Source organism: Burkholderia sp. RF4-BP95 (genome assembly GCF_001521985.1).
Taxonomy (GTDB): Bacteria; Pseudomonadota; Gammaproteobacteria; order Burkholderiales; family Burkholderiaceae; genus Burkholderia; species Burkholderia diffusa.
On sequence record NZ_LOSX01000090.1, the window covers coordinates 308482 to 323321 of the forward strand.

The window sequence follows — 14840 nt, forward strand, 5'->3', positions numbered from 1 at the left end:
CCCGACGACATACCAGACAAGGAAGATTCACCGTGAGCCCGACGACTCGACCGTTCCCCCGACGCACCTGGCTGGCTGCGTTGATCGCAGCCCCCGTGATGGCGCTGTTCGCTGCCGCGCCGGCGCATGCCGATGCGCTCGACACCATCGCGAAAAGCGGCGCGCTGCGCGTCGCGGTGCCTGAAGACTATCCGCCGTTCGGCTCGGTCGGCACGGACATGCAGCCGCAGGGCTACGACATCGACATGGCCGAACTGCTCGCCAAGTCGCTCGGCGTGAAGCTGAAACTGGTGCCCGTGAACAGCGCGAACCGGATTCCGTATCTGACGACCAACAAGGTCGACATGGTGATCTCGTCGCTCGGCAAGACGCCGGAACGCGAGAAGGTCATCGACTTCTCGACCGCGTACGCGCCGTATTTCCAGGGCGTGTTCGGGCCGGCGGACGTGAAGGTGGGCGCGCCCGCCGATCTGACCGGCAAGACGGTCGGCGCCACGCGCGGCGCGCTCGAGGAGATCGCGCTGTCGCAGCTCGCACCGAATGCGACGATCAAGCGCTTCGAGGACAACAACGCGACGATCCAGGCGTTCCTGTCGGGGCAAGTGCAGCTGATCGCCGCCGGCAACATCGTCGCGGCGGCGATTCTCGCGAAGAATCCGCCGCGTCGGCCCGAGGTCAAGTTCGTGATCAAGAATTCGCCGTGCTTCGTCGGCGTCAACAAGAACGAACCGCGCCTGCTCGCGAAGATCGACGACGCAATCGCGCATGCGAAGCAGGACGGCACGCTGGGCGCGATGTCGAAGAAGTGGCTCGGCCAGCCGTTGCCGGCCGGCCTGTGACGGATCGCCGTGTCGCCTGATACATCGCCGCGGCCGGCTCCGCCGGCGCGGCGGGTGTCGTTGTCCGAACCCGAATTCATTCAATCGTCATGAGCTATCAGCTTCAATTCGGCGAGCTCGCCGAATACGCCGGCGTGTTCGCCAGCGGCGCGGCGATCACGCTTGCGCTGACCGCGGTCGCGACCGTGCTCGGCGTGGCGATCGGCGTGCTCGGCGCGGCCGCGTACAGCGCCGACGCGCCCGTGGCCGTGCGGCTGCGCCCGCTGATCGGCGCGTACGTCGAGGCGATCCGCAATACGCCGTTCGTCGTCCAGCTGTTCTTCATCTTCTTCGGATTGCCCGCGCTCGGCGTGCACGTCGACGAATACACGGCCGCGATTCTCGCGATGACGCTCAATCTCGGCGCGTATTCGGTCGAGATCGTGCGCGCGGGCGTCGCCGCCGTCCCGAACGGGCATCTGGAGGCGGCATCCGCGCTCGCGATGTCGCGCGCGCAGATGCTGCGCCACGTCGTGCTGCCGCAGGCGCTCGCCAAGGTGTTTCCCGCGCTCTCGAGCCAGATCGTGATCACGATGCTCGGTTCGGCGGTCGTGTCGCAGATCTCGGTGTCCGATCTGACCTATGCGGCGGGCTACATCCAGTCGCGCAACTTCCGCGCATTCGAGACGTATTTCGTCATCACGCTCGCGTATCTGGCGATGGCGCTGCTGCTGCGTGGCGCGCTCGGCACGATGGGGCGCCGTCTGTTCTCCCGCCGCGTGCGAGGTGCGCGATGACCGATTTCACCTTCGGGCAGATTCTTGCGAACCTGCTGCTGGCCGCGCGCTGGACGATCGTGCTGTCGATCGTGTCGTTCGTGTCCGGCGGCCTCGTCGGCCTCGGGCTGCTCGTGATGCGCGTGTCGAGTTCGACGGCGCTGCGCGGCATCGCCAAACTGTACATCGAAGTGTTTCAGGGCACGCCGTTGCTGATGCAACTATTCATCGTGTTCTTCGGCCTGCCGCTCGTCGGGCTCGACGTGCCGCCCTGGGTCGCGGCCACGGCAGGGCTCACGTTCTTCACCAGCGCGTATCTCGCGGAAATCTGGCGCGGGTGCGTCGAGGCCGTGCCGAAAGGGCAGTGGGAGGCGTCGTCGAGCCTGGCCATGAGCTACGTCGAGCAGTTGCGTCACGTGATCCTCCCGCAGGCCGCCCGCATCGCGATCGCGCCGACGGTCGGCTTCGGCGTGCAGGCCGTGAAGGACACGGCATTGGTATCGATCATCGGCTTCACCGAGCTGACGAAGGTCGGCATCGCGATCTCGAACGCGACGTTCCGCCCGTTCGTCGTGTACGGCCTCGTCGCGCTGATCTATTTCGCGCTTTGTTATCCGCTCACCCGTTATGCGCGCACGTTGCAAAGGAGATGGCATGCCGCTCGTTGAAACCCGTGGTCTCGAAAAGAACTTCGGCACCCATCATGTGCTCAAGGGCATCGATTTTTCCGTCGAGCGCGGGCAGGTCGTATCGATCATCGGCCGCAGCGGGTCTGGCAAGAGCACGCTGCTGCGCACGCTCAACGGGCTCGAGAGCATCGACGCGGGCACGATCACGGTCGATGGCGAACGCGTCGATGCGCGGCACGCGGACCTGCGTGCGCTGCGGCTCAAGGTCGGGATGGTGTTCCAGCAGTACAACCTGTTTCCGCATCTGAGCGCCGGGCAAAACGTGATGCTCGCGCAGTCGGTCGTGAAGAACACGCATCGCCAGCAGGCGCGCGCGATCGCGGAGCTGATGCTCGAACGCGTCGGCCTCGGCGACAAGTTCGACGCGTTCCCGGAGCAGTTGTCGGGTGGCCAGCAGCAGCGCGTCGCGATCGCGCGTGCGCTCGCGATGAAGCCGAGCGTGCTGCTGTGCGACGAAATCACGTCCGCGCTCGATCCCGAGCTCGTCGGCGAGGTGCTGGGCGTCGTCGAGCAACTCGCGCGCGAGGACATGACGCTGATCATGGTCACGCACGAGATGAACTTCGCGCGTGCGGTGAGCGACAGGATCGTCTTCATGCACCAGGGCAGGGTGTGGGAGAGCGGGACGGCCGAAGACATCTTCGAGCGGCCGCAGACGGTGGAGTTGACGCGGTTTCTGGGCAGCGTCCGGAACACGGAAGCCGTGGCGCGCTGATCGGCCATGCCTGCGCGGTGCTGACATCGTCGCCCGGATCGCCGACAATCCGGCGTGTGCGCCGCGCCCGCGCGCGCCGAGCCGCCCGAGAGAGTCCTCCATGTCCGGAATATCCATCAGGTCCGCCAACCTCGACGATGCGCAGGCGATCGCCGATTTTCACGTCAAGGTCTGGCGGCATACCTATCGCGATCTCGCGCCGGCGCACGCGCATGCCGTCCTCGACGAGCAGTATCGCGGCGGAAAATGGCGGGAGAAGCTGGCGACGAACGCGCGCGACCAGCTGGTGCTCGTGGCGCAAACCGATGGCATGATCGTCGGCATCGGAGCGGCCGGCGCGCCGTCGGAGCCGATTTTCGGCGGCCGTGGCGAAATCAAGTTCCTGTATGTCGATCCCGACTTCAAGCGTCGCGGCATCGGCCGCATGCTGCTTGCGCAACTCGCCGCGCATCTGCAAGCGTTGCGGTATCCGGGCGCCGCGTTGAGCGTGGTCAAGGGAAACGCGGCCGCGATCGCGTTTTACGAGGCGTTGAACGGCCGGTTCGCGGGCGAGTACGTCGATGCGGGGCCGATCTGGCGATCGCGGAACATCGTCATGGTGTGGGACGACTTCGCGAGTCTCGTTGCCTGATGTCCAGCGCGCGTCACGCGAGGCGCGCGCGCAGCCACGACGTGAACGCGGTCACGAGCGGCGTTTCGGTCAGCTCGTGACGCGTGACGAGATAGTACGCGTGACGTGACGGCACCGTTTCGCTGAACGGCCGCACGAGCGTGCCGTCGATCAGGTCGTCGCGCACCGACAGGCTGTCGCCGAGCGCGACGCCCTGGCCGTGCACCGCGGCTTCGACGCCGATGTGCGCGTTGCCGATCTCGAGGATGCGGATGCCCGGCAGCCGGTCGGCCTTCGCTTCGGCCAGCCAGCGCATCCACGAGCCCGCGTGCTCGCAGAACAGCGTGCGCCCCGCGAGATCCTGCACCTTGCGGATCGCATCGCGCCCGTTCATCAGCGCGGGGCTCACGACCGGAAACAGCGCCGGATGCTCGAGCAGCTCGACGTGCCGGTTGCGCCAGTTGCCTTCCCCGTAGCGGATGCAGACATCGACATCCGGCGAATGGATTTCGCGCTCGTCGTTCGACGGAATCACCTTCAGATGGATGCCCGGATAGCGCTCGAGAAAATCGCCGATGTGCCGGGCGAGCCAGCGCGACGTCAGCGACAACGGCGTCGACACGACGAGATCGCCGACGGCAGCCGGCGAATCGAGCCTGACGGTGGCGTTCGCGATGATGTCGAACGCGGTGCCGACCGGCTCCAGCAGCGCTTCGCCCTCGGGCGTCAGCTTCACGCGCGCCTTTGATCTGACGAATAGCGCGACGCCGAGCGTGCTTTCGAGAATCCGGATCTGGTGGCTCACCGCGCTCGCGGTCACGTGCAGTTCGTCGGCGGCGGCCGACACGCTGCCGCGCCGGGCGGCGGCCTCGAACGCGCGAAGCGGGTTCAACGGGGGGAGGCGGTTGCGCATCGGCGGGGGTGTCGGCAGCGACGGTGCTGAGAAAAATTTCATTTAAGCGGATTCAATTTCTCGCTACAACAAAAAAAATTGAATGCCTACAGTGGGGGCACTCCAACCGAGACAAGGTCGACCGCAATGAGCCTTACCGAACCGATCGAGCGCCTGTGGGGCGGTCGCTTCCAGTCCGAACCGTCCGACGCGCTGCAGAACCTGTCGCGCTCCGATCCGAGTTTCTACCGACTCGTCCCGTACGACCTGGCAGGCTCCCGCGCGCATGCACGCGAGTTGAACCGCGCCGGCATCGTGAACGACGACGAACTCGCGCAGCTGCTGGCCGCGATGGACGGCATCGCACGCGACTACGCGGCCGGCGCGATCGCGCCGTCGCTCGCCGACGAGGATGTGCACACGTTCCTCGAACGCGTGCTCACGCAGCGGCTGCCGGCGCTCGGCGGCAAGCTGCGCGCCGGGCGCTCGCGCAACGACCAGGCGGCGAACGACCTGCGCCTGTATCTGCGCGACAAGGCGCGCCAGCTCGTGCGCGGCGTGCTCGACCTGCAGGATGCGCTGATCAGCCAGGCCAGCCGGCACATCGACACGGTCACCGCCGGCTTCACCCACCTGCAGCCCGCGCAGCCGATCGTGTTCGGCCATCAGTTGCTCGCGCATGCGCAGTCGCTGTATCGCGATGCCGACCGCCTGGTCGACTGGGACCGCCGCACCGCACGCTCGCCGCTCGGCGCGGCCGCGCTGGCCGGCTCGGCGATCTGCGTGCGGCCCGATCTTTCCGCGCGGGAGCTCGGTTACGACGCGCCGTGCGAGAACTCGATCGACGCGGTGGCCGCGCGCGATCACGTCGCCGAATTCGCGTTCGTCACGAGCATGCTGGCGGTGGATCTGTCTCGCCTGTCGGAAGAAGTGATCCTGTGGACGTCGCGGCAATTCCGCTGGGTGGAACTCGACGACGGCTACGCGACGGGCAGCTCGATCATGCCGCAGAAGAAGAACCCGGACATCGCGGAACTCACGCGCGGCAAGGCGGGGCGCCTGATCGGCAACCTGACGGGCCTGCTCGCGACGCTCAAGTCGCTGCCGCTCGCGTACAACCGCGATCTCGCGGAAGACAAGATCGCCGCGTTCGATTCGATCGACACGCTCGAACTCGTGCTGCCGGCGATGGCGGGGATGATCCGCACGATGCGCGTGAACGTCGACGAGATGCGCCGCCAGGCGCCGCTCGGCTTCACGCTCGCGACCGAGGTCGCCGACTGGCTCGCGCTGTCGGGCGTGCCGTTCAGCGAGGCGCACGAGATCACTGGCGCGCTCGTGCGCGCGTGCGAACGCGACGGCATCGAGCTCGCGGATGCCAGCGCGGAGCAGCTGCAGGCCGTCGATCCGCGCCTCGCGCCGGCAGTGCGCGCGCATCTGACGCTCGATGCGGCCGTCGCCGCGCGCGGCGGCGCCGGCGGCACGTCGCCCGCGCGCGTGCACGAGCAGATCGGCCGCCTGAGCATCGCGATCGAACGCCAGGCCGCGTGGGCGGCCGACTACCGGGGGCCGTCATGCTGAGCGCATCCGATTCGCACCGTCTCGACGGCGCGCCGGCCGCGGCCGTCGCCGCGGACGACACCGCCGCACTCGTGCGCGTGCGCCGGCGCTACTGGGGCCGCTATGTCGCGTCGATCGCGATCATCGCCGCGCTCGCCTATGTGGCGCTCGCGTTCGCGCGCGGGCAGATCGAATGGCGCGTCGTCGGCCAGTTCCTGACCGCGCGGTCGATTCTCACCGGCCTCGGCAACACGATCGTGATGACCGTCCTCGCGATGACGCTCGGCATCGTGCTCGGCGTCGTCACCGCGGTGATGCGGCTGTCGTCGAACCCGGTGCTCGGCGCGATCGCGCAGGGCTACATCTGGCTGTTCCGCGGCACGCCGGTGATTCTCCAGCTGCTGCTGTGGTTCAACCTCGCGCTGGTGTTTCCGACGCTCGGCATTCCCGGAATCGCCGAGTTCCGGACCGTCGACGTGATGACGCCGTTCCTCGCGGCGGTGCTCGGGCTCGGCATCAACCAGGGTGCGTATACGTCGGAAGTCGTGCGCGCGGGGCTGCTGTCGGTCGACACCGGCCAGTACGAGGCCGCGAAATCGATCGGCATGGCGCGCCTGCAGGCGCTGCGCCGGATCATCCTGCCGCAGGCGATGCGCGTGATCGTGCCGCCGATCGGCAACGAGCTGATCGGCATGGTCAAGCTGACGTCGCTCGCGAGCGTCGTGCAGTACGCGGAGATGCTGCACAACGCGCAGAACATTTATTACGCGAATGCGCGCGTGATCGAGCTGCTGATCGTCGCGGGCATCTGGTATCTCGCGGTCGTCACCGTGCTGTCGTTCGCGCAGGCTCGCGTCGAACGGCGCTTCGCACGCGGCGCAGGCCGCGCGGCGGGCCGTAAATGAGCGGCGCGACTCACAATCGTAAGGAGAACGTCATGACGAACGCAGTCGTTCGCGCGGTCGACGTGCGCAAGGCGTACGGCGATTTCCAGGCGCTGCACGGCATCACGCTCGACGTCGCGCAGGGCGAAGTGCTGTGCATCATCGGGCCGTCCGGCTCGGGCAAGAGCACGTTCCTGCGCTGCATCAACCAGCTCGAGACGATCAGCGCGGGCGCGCTGTGGGTCAACGGCGAGCTGGCCGGTTACCGGCGCACGGGCAACCGGCTCCACGAGCTGTCGGAGCGTCAGGTCGCGCGCCAGCGGCTCGCGACGAGCATGGTGTTCCAGCGCTTCAACCTGTTCCCGCACAAGACCGCGCTCGAAAACGTGATCGAGGGGCCCGTGCAGGTGCTCAAGCGCCGCCGCGCGCAAGCGGAAGAGGAGGCCCGCGCGCTGCTCGCGCGCGTCGGCCTTGCGCACAAGTGCGACGCGTTTCCGGTCGAGCTGTCGGGCGGTCAGCAGCAGCGCGTCGCGATCGCGCGGGCGCTCGCGATGCATCCGCAACTGATCCTGTTCGACGAACCGACGTCGGCGCTGGACCCCGAACTCGTCGGCGAAGTGCTGGCCGTGATGCGCGATCTCGCGAAGAGCGGGATGACCATGATCGTCGTCACGCACGAGCTCGGCTTCGCGCGCGAGGTCGCCGATCGCGTCGTATTCATGGACGGCGGCCGGATCGTCGAGAGCGGGCCGCCCGACCAGGTGCTGTCCGCACCGACGCATGCGCGCACCCGCGACTTCATCTCGGCCGTGATTGCCTGAGCGGATCGCGCCGCCAACGAGACGTGCAACGCAGCACCGCGGTACCCCTTACACCACCACGACAAGGCGACACCCCCATGAAAGCATCCGTCCTGACCCGCACGCTGGCCGCTGTCGCATTCGGCGCGCTCGCACTTCACGCTTCCTTCGCGGTCGCGCAGGCCGCGAACGTCAAGCGCACGCTGAACGTCGCGATCGTGCCGAACTATCCGCCGTTCGAATACAAGGACCCGGCGACCGACAAGCTCGCGGGCTTCGACGTCGACCTCGGCGAGGCGCTCGCCGCGAAGATGGGCGCGAAGCTGAACTGGGTCGAGACGAGCTTCGACCAGATGATGAGCGCGGTCGCGACGCAGCGCGTCGACATGATCCTGTCCGGCATGACCGACCTGCCGACGCGCCGCGACGCCGTGACGTTTGTCGACTACATCGAGACGGGGCCGCAGTTCTACGTGCTGAAGACGCGCGCGGGCGAGTTTGCGCAGATGGGCGCGCTGTGCGGCAAGCGCGTCGGGTCGAGCCGGCGCACGTCGTTCCCGGACAACACGACCGCATGGAGCGCGGAGAACTGCGTGAAGGCCGGCAAGCCGGCGATCGTGGTGGTCGGCACCGACGGCTCGTCGGATGCGCGCATGCAGCTGCGCCAGAACCGCATCGACGCGGCCGTGCAGGGCGGCGAGACGCTGCCGTACCAGAACAGCCTCGAGCAGAACGCCTACGCGCCGGTCGGCAAGCCGTTCCTGTCGCAATACACGGGCATCGGCGTCGCGAAGAGCAACACCGCGCTGAGCAGCGCGCTGACGACGGCGCTCAACCAGATGATCGCCGACGGGTCGTATCACAAGCTGCTCGCGAAATGGGGGCTGCAGGAGCACGCGGTGGCGAAGGCGATGGTCAACGGCACGCACTGAGCGCGCGATGACGGCCTTGGCTCCCCGCTGGCCGGACGCGAAGCGCGCGTGCGTCGCGCTCGCGTTCGATCTCGACGGCCCGACCGGCGACGCGATGCTGAACGGGTCGATCTGGCGCAACCCCGCGTATTTCACGCTCGGCAGCTACGGGCCATGGCGTGCGCTCGGCCGGCTGCTCGACGTGCTCGCGTCGTTCGACCTGCCCGCGACGTTCTTCGTGCCCGCGTGGGTTGCGCGGACCTGGCCCGCGCAATGCGCGGCGATCGTCGAGCGCGGGCACGAGATCGGTTATCACGGCTACCGGCACGAAGCGTTCTGGACGCTCGAACCTGAACGGCAGCGCGAGATCATGGCGCAGTCGGCCGAGGTGCTCTACCGCACGCTCGGTGTGCGGCCGGTCGGCTTCCGCACGCCGTCCGGCGACTGGAGCGCGGCGACCGTGAGCGTGCTGCGCGAAGCGGGCGTGCGCTATTCGAGTTCGATGCGCGGCGACGATCGTCCCTATCTGCTGCCCGGCGCCGACGGCGAGCCGTCACTTGTCGAGATTCCCGGCCGCTGGGAGACCGACGATTACGCGTCGCTCGCGTATCACCGCAATCCCGACTATCCGGCCGGGCTCGACCGGATCGCCGGCTACGATGCGACGCTCGACAACTGGACGCGCGAATTCGACGGCATATACCGCGAAGGGCTGTGCCTGACGACGCTGCTGCATCCGAAAGTCTGCGGCAAACCCGGTCGCCTCGCACTGCTCGAAGCGTGGTTCGAACACATGTGCGCGCGGGACGGCGTCTGGTTCGCGCGCTGTCGCGAAGTGGCCGACTGGTGGCTCGCGCAGCACGCGCACAACACGCAACCGACGCAACGGAGCAGCCCGTGACGACACTTCCAGCCTGGCCGGACGGCGCGCGCTGCGCGGTCGCGATCACGGTCGACTTCAACGACATACACGGTATCCAGACACGCGAGCCGCGCATCGTCGGCCGCGAGAAATCGCTGTCTGTGTGGCGTTACGGCGCGATGCGCGGCGTCGACCGGCTGCTCGATACGTTCGATGCGTCCGGTGTGCCCGCGAGCTGGTTCGTCCCGGGCATCGTCGCCGAAACGCATGCCGACGCCGTACGCGAGATCGCCGCTGCCGGCCATGAACTCGGCGTGAGCGGCTATCGCTGCGAAGACTTCGACGCGCTGCCGCTCGCCGCGCAGATCGACGCGTGCCGCACCGGGCGCGCGGCGCTTGCGGACACGATCGGCCGCGACGTGGAAGGTTTTCGCTCGTTCACCGGCAACTGGGCCGACGGCTTCGCGGACTGGCTCGTCGCGGCAGGCTTCACGTGGTCGTCGTCGTGGCGCGGAGACGATCTGCCGTACGTGCATCCGCGCGGCGGCGACCGCACGGACGGCGCGCGCCTCGTCGAGCTGCCGCTGCACTACGAGCTCGAGGACGAGCCGTACTTCGAGTTCAACCTGTCGCCGCCGGTGCCGGCCGGCCAGCCGCGCATCGCGGCGTACCGTGACGTACTCGACAACTGGCGGCGAGACGTCGACGCGTTTCGCCGCTTCGGGCTGTGCTGCGTGCTGCGCCTGCATCCCGAGATCATCGGCACCGCGGGGCGCATCGACTTGCTGCGCGCGTTGCTCGCTCATCTGCGCGACGCGGGTGACGTATGGTTCGCGACCGGGCGCGACATCGCGCGCTGGTGGCGTGCCCGGATGCCCGTCAATCCGCCGGGCCATCCGGTCGACGTGTTCGCGCATTGTCTGGCGGACGAATCGGCGCGATGAAGACGGAGACGCAAACGCGCGCCACGCGGCTCGCGGCGTTCGTCGCGCAGACGGCCGCCGATGCGTTGCCGGACGACGTCGTCGCGAAGGCCAAGCGTCATGTGCTCGATACGTTCGGCGCGGCGCTGGCGGGTACGTTCGCGGCCGAGACGCGCAGTGCGCGGGCGCTGACCGGCACGGTCGAGCGTGGCGGCACGCCGCTGTGGGGTACACGACGGGCCGCGGGCGCGCGCGATGCGGCGTTCGTGAACGGAATCGCCGCGCACGCGCTCGAACTCGACGATTCCGGCGGCTGCGATCATTCGGGCGCGGTCGTGATGCCGGCCGTGCTCGCCGCGCTGTCGTGTGCGCAACGCCCCGTGACCGGCCGGGAATGCGTGGCCGCGATCGTGCTCGGCTACGACGTCGGCAGGCGCGTGCTCGAGGCGGCTGGCGGCTACGCGGCGCACAACGGGGCCGGCTGGCACTCGACGCTCAGTTGCGGCGTGTTCGGCGCGGCGGCGGCAAGCGCACGCGTGCTCGGGCTCGACGCCGCGCGCACGCGCGACGCGCTCGGCCATGCGGCGAGTTTCTCCGGTGGCTTGTGGGGCTTCATCCATGACGGATCGCAGACGAAGCGGCTGCATGCCGGCCGCGCGGCGGAAGGGGGCGTGCTCGCGGCGCTGCTGGCACGCGAAGGCGTGAGCGGCCCGGCCAGCGTGTTCGACGACGTCTGGGGCGGCTTCTTCAACACGTTCGCCGCGCAATCGCATGCGCCCGACGCATTGACCGACGGCCTCGGCGTGCACTGGAAACTGATGCGCTGCTCGATCAAGCCGCACGCGTCGTGCCGCAGCGCGCATGCGGCGGTCGACGCGGCGCTGCAGCTTGCCGAAGGTCGCACGTTCGAGGCCGGCGACATCGAGCGGGTGGTCGTGCGGACGAGCGCATTCGTCGCCCGGATGTGCGGCGGCCGCGACCTGTCGACACTGTCGTCGTCGCAGATGAGCCTGCCGTATGCGGTTGCGGCCGCGCTCGCGTTCGGCGACACGGGGATCGGTGCCTATCGCGACGACAGGCGCACGGATTCGCGCGTCACGGCGCTGCTCGCGCGCATCGCGATCGAGGTCGATCCGGCGCTCGGCGATCTCGACGAGCCGACCGTGATCCTGCATCGCGAGGACGGGCGGCGGGAATCGCGTCACGTGCCGATCGCGCTCGGCGATCCGCGCAATCCGCTGTCCGATGCGGCGCTGCTGGCGAAGTTTCGTGCGCTGGCGGGCATCGCGCTCGCCCCGGCGCAGGCCGATGCGTTGAGCGACGCATGCCTGTCGCTGGAGCGGTTGTCGGACGCGCGGGTGTTGAACGCGTTGCTCGCGGCCGATGAAGGCGATTCACCTAACACGCCGAAATTCCGCCCATAACTCGTCGTTTCCGGAAACGTTCCTTGTCGGTTCCGCACTAATTCACGCGCCGCTCCGGTCGTTATCGAGGCATCGGTCTCGCACGTGCCGCCTTCGATCGGCTGGACACGCATGCGTCGCATGCAACGGTTTCGTGCTCAACGCTTCCCTCATCATGATCAGGAATTTCAGCATTCGCGTCCGGCTGGCGCTGGCGATGGGCTTTCTCGGCGTGCTGCTCGTCATCGGCGGCATCATCGGCGTGATTGGCGTGGCGATAAGCAACGACGATGTGAAGACGCTGTATTCCGACCGGCTCGCATCGTCGGAGGCGCTTGGGCAGGCAAATGTCGCGCTGTCGAGAACCCGTCTATGGCTGTATCGCATCGCGCTCGATCCGGACAGCCCCGACGTGCCGCAGGAAACCGCGACATCCCGTGAACTGCTCGCCGCGTCGAAAAAGGCGTGGGACGCGTATCGCGCGTTGCGGCTCTCCGGCCCCGAAGAAGCGCGCCGCGCGGCCGACGCGAACACGAAGTTCAACGCGCTCGTCGAGAAGGGCCTCGAACCGATGTTCGGCGCCATTGCGGCGCGCGATCCCGCGAAAATCCCCGACGTCTGGCGGCACATACCGCCGTCGCTGTTCATCGACGTCTCCGACGCGATGGACGCGCTCGGCCGAATCCAGATCACGGCCTCGCGGGTGACGTTCGATGCCGCGCAGGCTCGTTTCCACTGGTTCGTCGGCATCGCGATCGCCGGCATCCTGGTCGCGCTCGGCGCAGCCGTACTCACGTGGTGGTCGCTTCAGCGCGCGATCGGTGCGCCGCTTGCGCACGCACTCGATCATTTTAGCGCGATTGCCGGTGGCGACCTGACGACGCGGATCGACGTCGATTCGACCGACGAGATGGGGCAACTGATGACCGGCCTGCGGGCGATGCAAGGCAAGCTGCTGCAAACGATTCGCGTGGTGCGGGAAGGTTCGCACTCCATCGAGACGGCCGCGCACGAGATTACGGCCGGCAACATGGACCTGTCGCAACGGACCGAAGAGCAGGCCGCGTCGCTGGAGGAAACCGCCGCCTCGATGGAGCAACTGACTTCGACGGTGCGCCAGAATGCCGAGAACGCGAAGCAGGCGAATCAGGTGGTGCACGACGCGGCGTTGCTGACCGAAGAGGGCAATCAGGCGGCGCAGGAAGTCGTCAGTACGATGCGCGGTTTGTCGGAAGCGTCGGGCAAGATCGCCGAAATCATCTCCGTCATCGAAGGCATCGCCTTCCAGACCAACATCCTGTCGTTGAATGCGGCCGTTGAAGCTGCGCGAGCGGGCGAGCAGGGACGCGGATTCGCGGTCGTCGCAGGCGAAGTGCGATCGCTCGCGCAACGCAGCGCCACGGCGTCCCGGGAGATCAAGGAACTCATCACGGATTCGCTGAGACGCGTCGAGACCGGTGCGCGACAGGTCGATCGCGCGACCGGGACGATGTCGGAGATCCTGACGTCGGTGCAACGCGTGCACGTGCTGATGGGCGAGATTGCCGCCGCGTCCGACGAGCAGTCCAGAGGCATCGAACAGGTGAATCAGGCGGTGACGCAAATGGATCAGGTGACGCAGCAGAACGCGGCGCTGGTTCAGCAGGCGTCGGCGGCCGCGCTGTCGCTGAGGGAGCAGGCGGGGCAGCTGGAGGCGACCGTCTCGGTCTTTCGGATCGGTGCCACGCAGGCTGTTGCGTAAACCCGGGCGACCGGTTACCGGAGGCAGCCTATAATCGTTACCAGCTTGTCCAGGAAATCGCGGTTACCAGGGTGAGGGGTGTCCAAATGGGACAGTGCCGTCGCATCTATTCGCGCTTCGTGCTCACAAGCTGGATCGCCGGTCTGGCGATTCTGGCCGGCCCAGGCCACGTGCACGCCGAGGACAGTCCGTCGAGCTTGCCGACCGATGTCAAGCAATCTGAAAGAAAGCTCAACGTCTATGCCGTGTATGGCGACGGACGCGCGACCGAGGGTGGCGACATGCATTGGCGCGCCTACGAAGTCGGCTTCGGCGACGTCCTCAATGACTACCTCTCGGTCTACCTCGCGTACGTGAACGAGGGGCATCCCCTGGATCACCACCGTGACGGCTTCGCCGCCCTGGGTTCGTTTCGTTGGCCGCTCGGCAGTCGCGTGGCGCTCGAATTCTCGGCGGGACCGTATTTCAGCATGGACACGACGCATGTCGACAACGAGGTGCGCAACGAAAAGCGATGGGGGGTGCGTGCGTCGGCAGCGGTGCGGTATTACGTCGTTCCCAACCGCTTCTTCCTCAAGGTCCAGTACAACCACGTCCAGATGATTGGCGGATTCAATTCCGACGCGGTGCTCTTCGGCATCGGCTCGGATTTCGGCGGCGATCCCGGCCCCGCGCTTTCGGACGGCAAGACGCAGGTTAGCGTTTGGGCCGGCACGTCGCAGACGAACCGTCCTCAAGTGCCGATCGAGAAAGGGTATATGGTCGAAGTCAAGCGGCCGCTCGGCAACGCGTGGGCCTATTCGGCGAGCTTCGTCTACGAGGGCAATAATGGCGTCGCCGGTCGAAGAGGTGTGGCGGCGCAACTCTGGTACGTCGCGCCGATCAGGAGCAAATGGACGCTTTCGGCAGGCGTAGGTCCGTATCTCTCGCGTGACCGGGACGAAGCCTCGAGCAAGACGAGACTCAATGCCTTGCTCAGCGCGCAGGTGACGTATCAGGTCACGAATGACTGGGCTGCGAGCTTGCGCTTCAATCGTGTCGCAACCGGCAACGACAAGGATCAGGACATGTTCATGGTCGGCGTGGCGCGGAATTTCTAGGCGCTGTGAATGCAGGTTCGCTGTGTTGCGATTTGAGTTGACATAATGCTGATGATCAGCGGTTTGGATGTAGTAGCTTTTTAGATGGAATGGTCGCCTCCCGCCTTAACGGGCCGTCCGGCGCCGCAATCTCGCGTCCAGAGCATGCGACATTGC

At 67.3% G+C, this 14840-nt stretch carries 15 protein-coding genes; 14 read left to right on the forward strand and 1 reads right to left on the reverse strand.

From position 1 onward, the window contains the following. Positions 1-32: 32 nt before the first annotated feature. From WS46_RS31015 to WS46_RS31035, 5 genes are all read left to right on the forward strand, one after another. Positions 33-839, forward strand: coding sequence for a transporter substrate-binding domain-containing protein (locus tag WS46_RS31015; protein ID WP_059536415.1), 807 nt, complete (start codon positions 33-35; stop codon positions 837-839). An 89-nt stretch (positions 840-928) separates the two neighbouring features. After that, positions 929-1615 carry an amino acid ABC transporter permease gene (locus tag WS46_RS31020; RefSeq protein WP_059693152.1) on the forward strand — a complete coding sequence of 229 codons (687 nt, stop codon included), beginning with the start codon at positions 929-931 and terminating at the stop codon, positions 1613-1615. Next, positions 1612-2262, forward strand: coding sequence for an amino acid ABC transporter permease (locus tag WS46_RS31025; protein ID WP_059693154.1), 651 nt, complete (start codon positions 1612-1614; stop codon positions 2260-2262). The genes WS46_RS31020 and WS46_RS31025 overlap by 4 nt, the downstream gene beginning before the upstream one ends. Beyond that, complete coding sequence (locus WS46_RS31030) at positions 2249-2998, forward strand: amino acid ABC transporter ATP-binding protein (protein WP_059536403.1); 750 nt, start codon at positions 2249-2251, stop codon at positions 2996-2998. The genes WS46_RS31025 and WS46_RS31030 overlap by 14 nt, the downstream gene beginning before the upstream one ends. A gap of 100 nt (positions 2999-3098) precedes the next feature. Beyond that, positions 3099-3629 (forward strand): GNAT family N-acetyltransferase, encoded by a 531-nt coding sequence (locus WS46_RS31035; protein ID WP_059693156.1) that lies wholly within the window; start codon positions 3099-3101, stop codon positions 3627-3629. A 13-nt stretch (positions 3630-3642) separates the two neighbouring features. Here the strand turns inward: WS46_RS31035 and WS46_RS31040 are convergent, their stop codons facing one another. Beyond that, complete coding sequence (locus WS46_RS31040; protein ID WP_059693158.1) at positions 3643-4521, reverse strand: LysR substrate-binding domain-containing protein; 879 nt, start codon at positions 4519-4521, stop codon at positions 3643-3645. Positions 4522-4647: 126 nt separating this feature from the next. Between WS46_RS31040 and argH the strand changes: the two genes are divergently transcribed. The 9 genes from argH to WS46_RS31085 all read left to right on the forward strand — a co-directional run bounded on the left by argH (position 4648) and on the right by WS46_RS31085 (position 14684). Continuing rightward, positions 4648-6081, forward strand: coding sequence for an argininosuccinate lyase (gene argH, locus WS46_RS31045; protein ID WP_059693160.1), 1434 nt, complete (start codon positions 4648-4650; stop codon positions 6079-6081). Beyond that, complete coding sequence (locus WS46_RS31050) at positions 6075-6965, forward strand: amino acid ABC transporter permease (protein ID WP_059693208.1); 891 nt, start codon at positions 6075-6077, stop codon at positions 6963-6965. The genes argH and WS46_RS31050 overlap by 7 nt, the downstream gene beginning before the upstream one ends. A gap of 32 nt (positions 6966-6997) precedes the next feature. Beyond that, positions 6998-7765, forward strand: coding sequence for an amino acid ABC transporter ATP-binding protein (locus WS46_RS31055; RefSeq protein WP_059536387.1), 768 nt, complete (start codon positions 6998-7000; stop codon positions 7763-7765). Between the two features lie 77 nt (positions 7766-7842). Further along, the gene (locus WS46_RS31060; RefSeq protein WP_059693162.1) at positions 7843-8676 is read left to right on the forward strand and encodes an ABC transporter substrate-binding protein; all 834 of its coding nucleotides are present in this window, start codon (positions 7843-7845) and stop codon (positions 8674-8676) included. Positions 8677-8683: 7 nt separating this feature from the next. Further along, positions 8684-9556: a polysaccharide deacetylase gene (locus WS46_RS31065; protein ID WP_059693164.1), complete on the forward strand. Its 873-nt coding sequence runs from the start codon at positions 8684-8686 to the stop codon at positions 9554-9556. Next, positions 9553-10461, forward strand: coding sequence for a polysaccharide deacetylase (locus WS46_RS31070; RefSeq protein ID WP_059693166.1), 909 nt, complete (start codon positions 9553-9555; stop codon positions 10459-10461). The genes WS46_RS31065 and WS46_RS31070 overlap by 4 nt, the downstream gene beginning before the upstream one ends. After that, positions 10458-11864, forward strand: a complete 1407-nt coding sequence (locus WS46_RS31075) for an MmgE/PrpD family protein (protein WP_059693167.1) — start codon at positions 10458-10460, stop codon at positions 11862-11864. Before WS46_RS31070 ends, WS46_RS31075 begins: the two co-directional genes overlap by 4 nt. A 154-nt stretch (positions 11865-12018) precedes the next feature. Continuing rightward, positions 12019-13584: a methyl-accepting chemotaxis protein gene (locus WS46_RS31080; RefSeq protein ID WP_059536372.1), complete on the forward strand. Its 1566-nt coding sequence runs from the start codon at positions 12019-12021 to the stop codon at positions 13582-13584. Between the two features lie 86 nt (positions 13585-13670). Next, positions 13671-14684 carry a hypothetical protein gene (locus tag WS46_RS31085; protein ID WP_059693170.1) on the forward strand — a complete coding sequence of 338 codons (1014 nt, stop codon included), beginning with the start codon at positions 13671-13673 and terminating at the stop codon, positions 14682-14684. Positions 14685-14840: the final 156 nt, after the last annotated feature.

Coding starts and splice junctions, on each gene's coding strand:
- WS46_RS31025 (WP_059693154.1), top strand. CDS start 1,612: ATGACCGATTTCACCTTCGGGCAGATTCTTGCGAACCTGCTGCTGGCC.
- WS46_RS31030 (WP_059536403.1), top strand. CDS start 2,249: ATGCCGCTCGTTGAAACCCGTGGTCTCGAAAAGAACTTCGGCACCCAT.
- WS46_RS31075 (WP_059693167.1), top strand. CDS start 10,458: ATGAAGACGGAGACGCAAACGCGCGCCACGCGGCTCGCGGCGTTCGTC.
- WS46_RS31065 (WP_059693164.1), top strand. CDS start 8,684: ATGACGGCCTTGGCTCCCCGCTGGCCGGACGCGAAGCGCGCGTGCGTC.
- WS46_RS31080 (WP_059536372.1), top strand. CDS start 12,019: ATGATCAGGAATTTCAGCATTCGCGTCCGGCTGGCGCTGGCGATGGGC.
- WS46_RS31060 (WP_059693162.1), top strand. CDS start 7,843: ATGAAAGCATCCGTCCTGACCCGCACGCTGGCCGCTGTCGCATTCGGC.
- WS46_RS31040 (WP_059693158.1), bottom strand. CDS start 4,521: ATGCGCAACCGCCTCCCCCCGTTGAACCCGCTTCGCGCGTTCGAGGCC.
- WS46_RS31085 (WP_059693170.1), top strand. CDS start 13,671: ATGGGACAGTGCCGTCGCATCTATTCGCGCTTCGTGCTCACAAGCTGG.
- WS46_RS31055 (WP_059536387.1), top strand. CDS start 6,998: ATGACGAACGCAGTCGTTCGCGCGGTCGACGTGCGCAAGGCGTACGGC.
- WS46_RS31020 (WP_059693152.1), top strand. CDS start 929: ATGAGCTATCAGCTTCAATTCGGCGAGCTCGCCGAATACGCCGGCGTG.
- argH (WP_059693160.1), top strand. CDS start 4,648: ATGAGCCTTACCGAACCGATCGAGCGCCTGTGGGGCGGTCGCTTCCAG.
- WS46_RS31035 (WP_059693156.1), top strand. CDS start 3,099: ATGTCCGGAATATCCATCAGGTCCGCCAACCTCGACGATGCGCAGGCG.
- WS46_RS31050 (WP_059693208.1), top strand. CDS start 6,075: ATGCTGAGCGCATCCGATTCGCACCGTCTCGACGGCGCGCCGGCCGCG.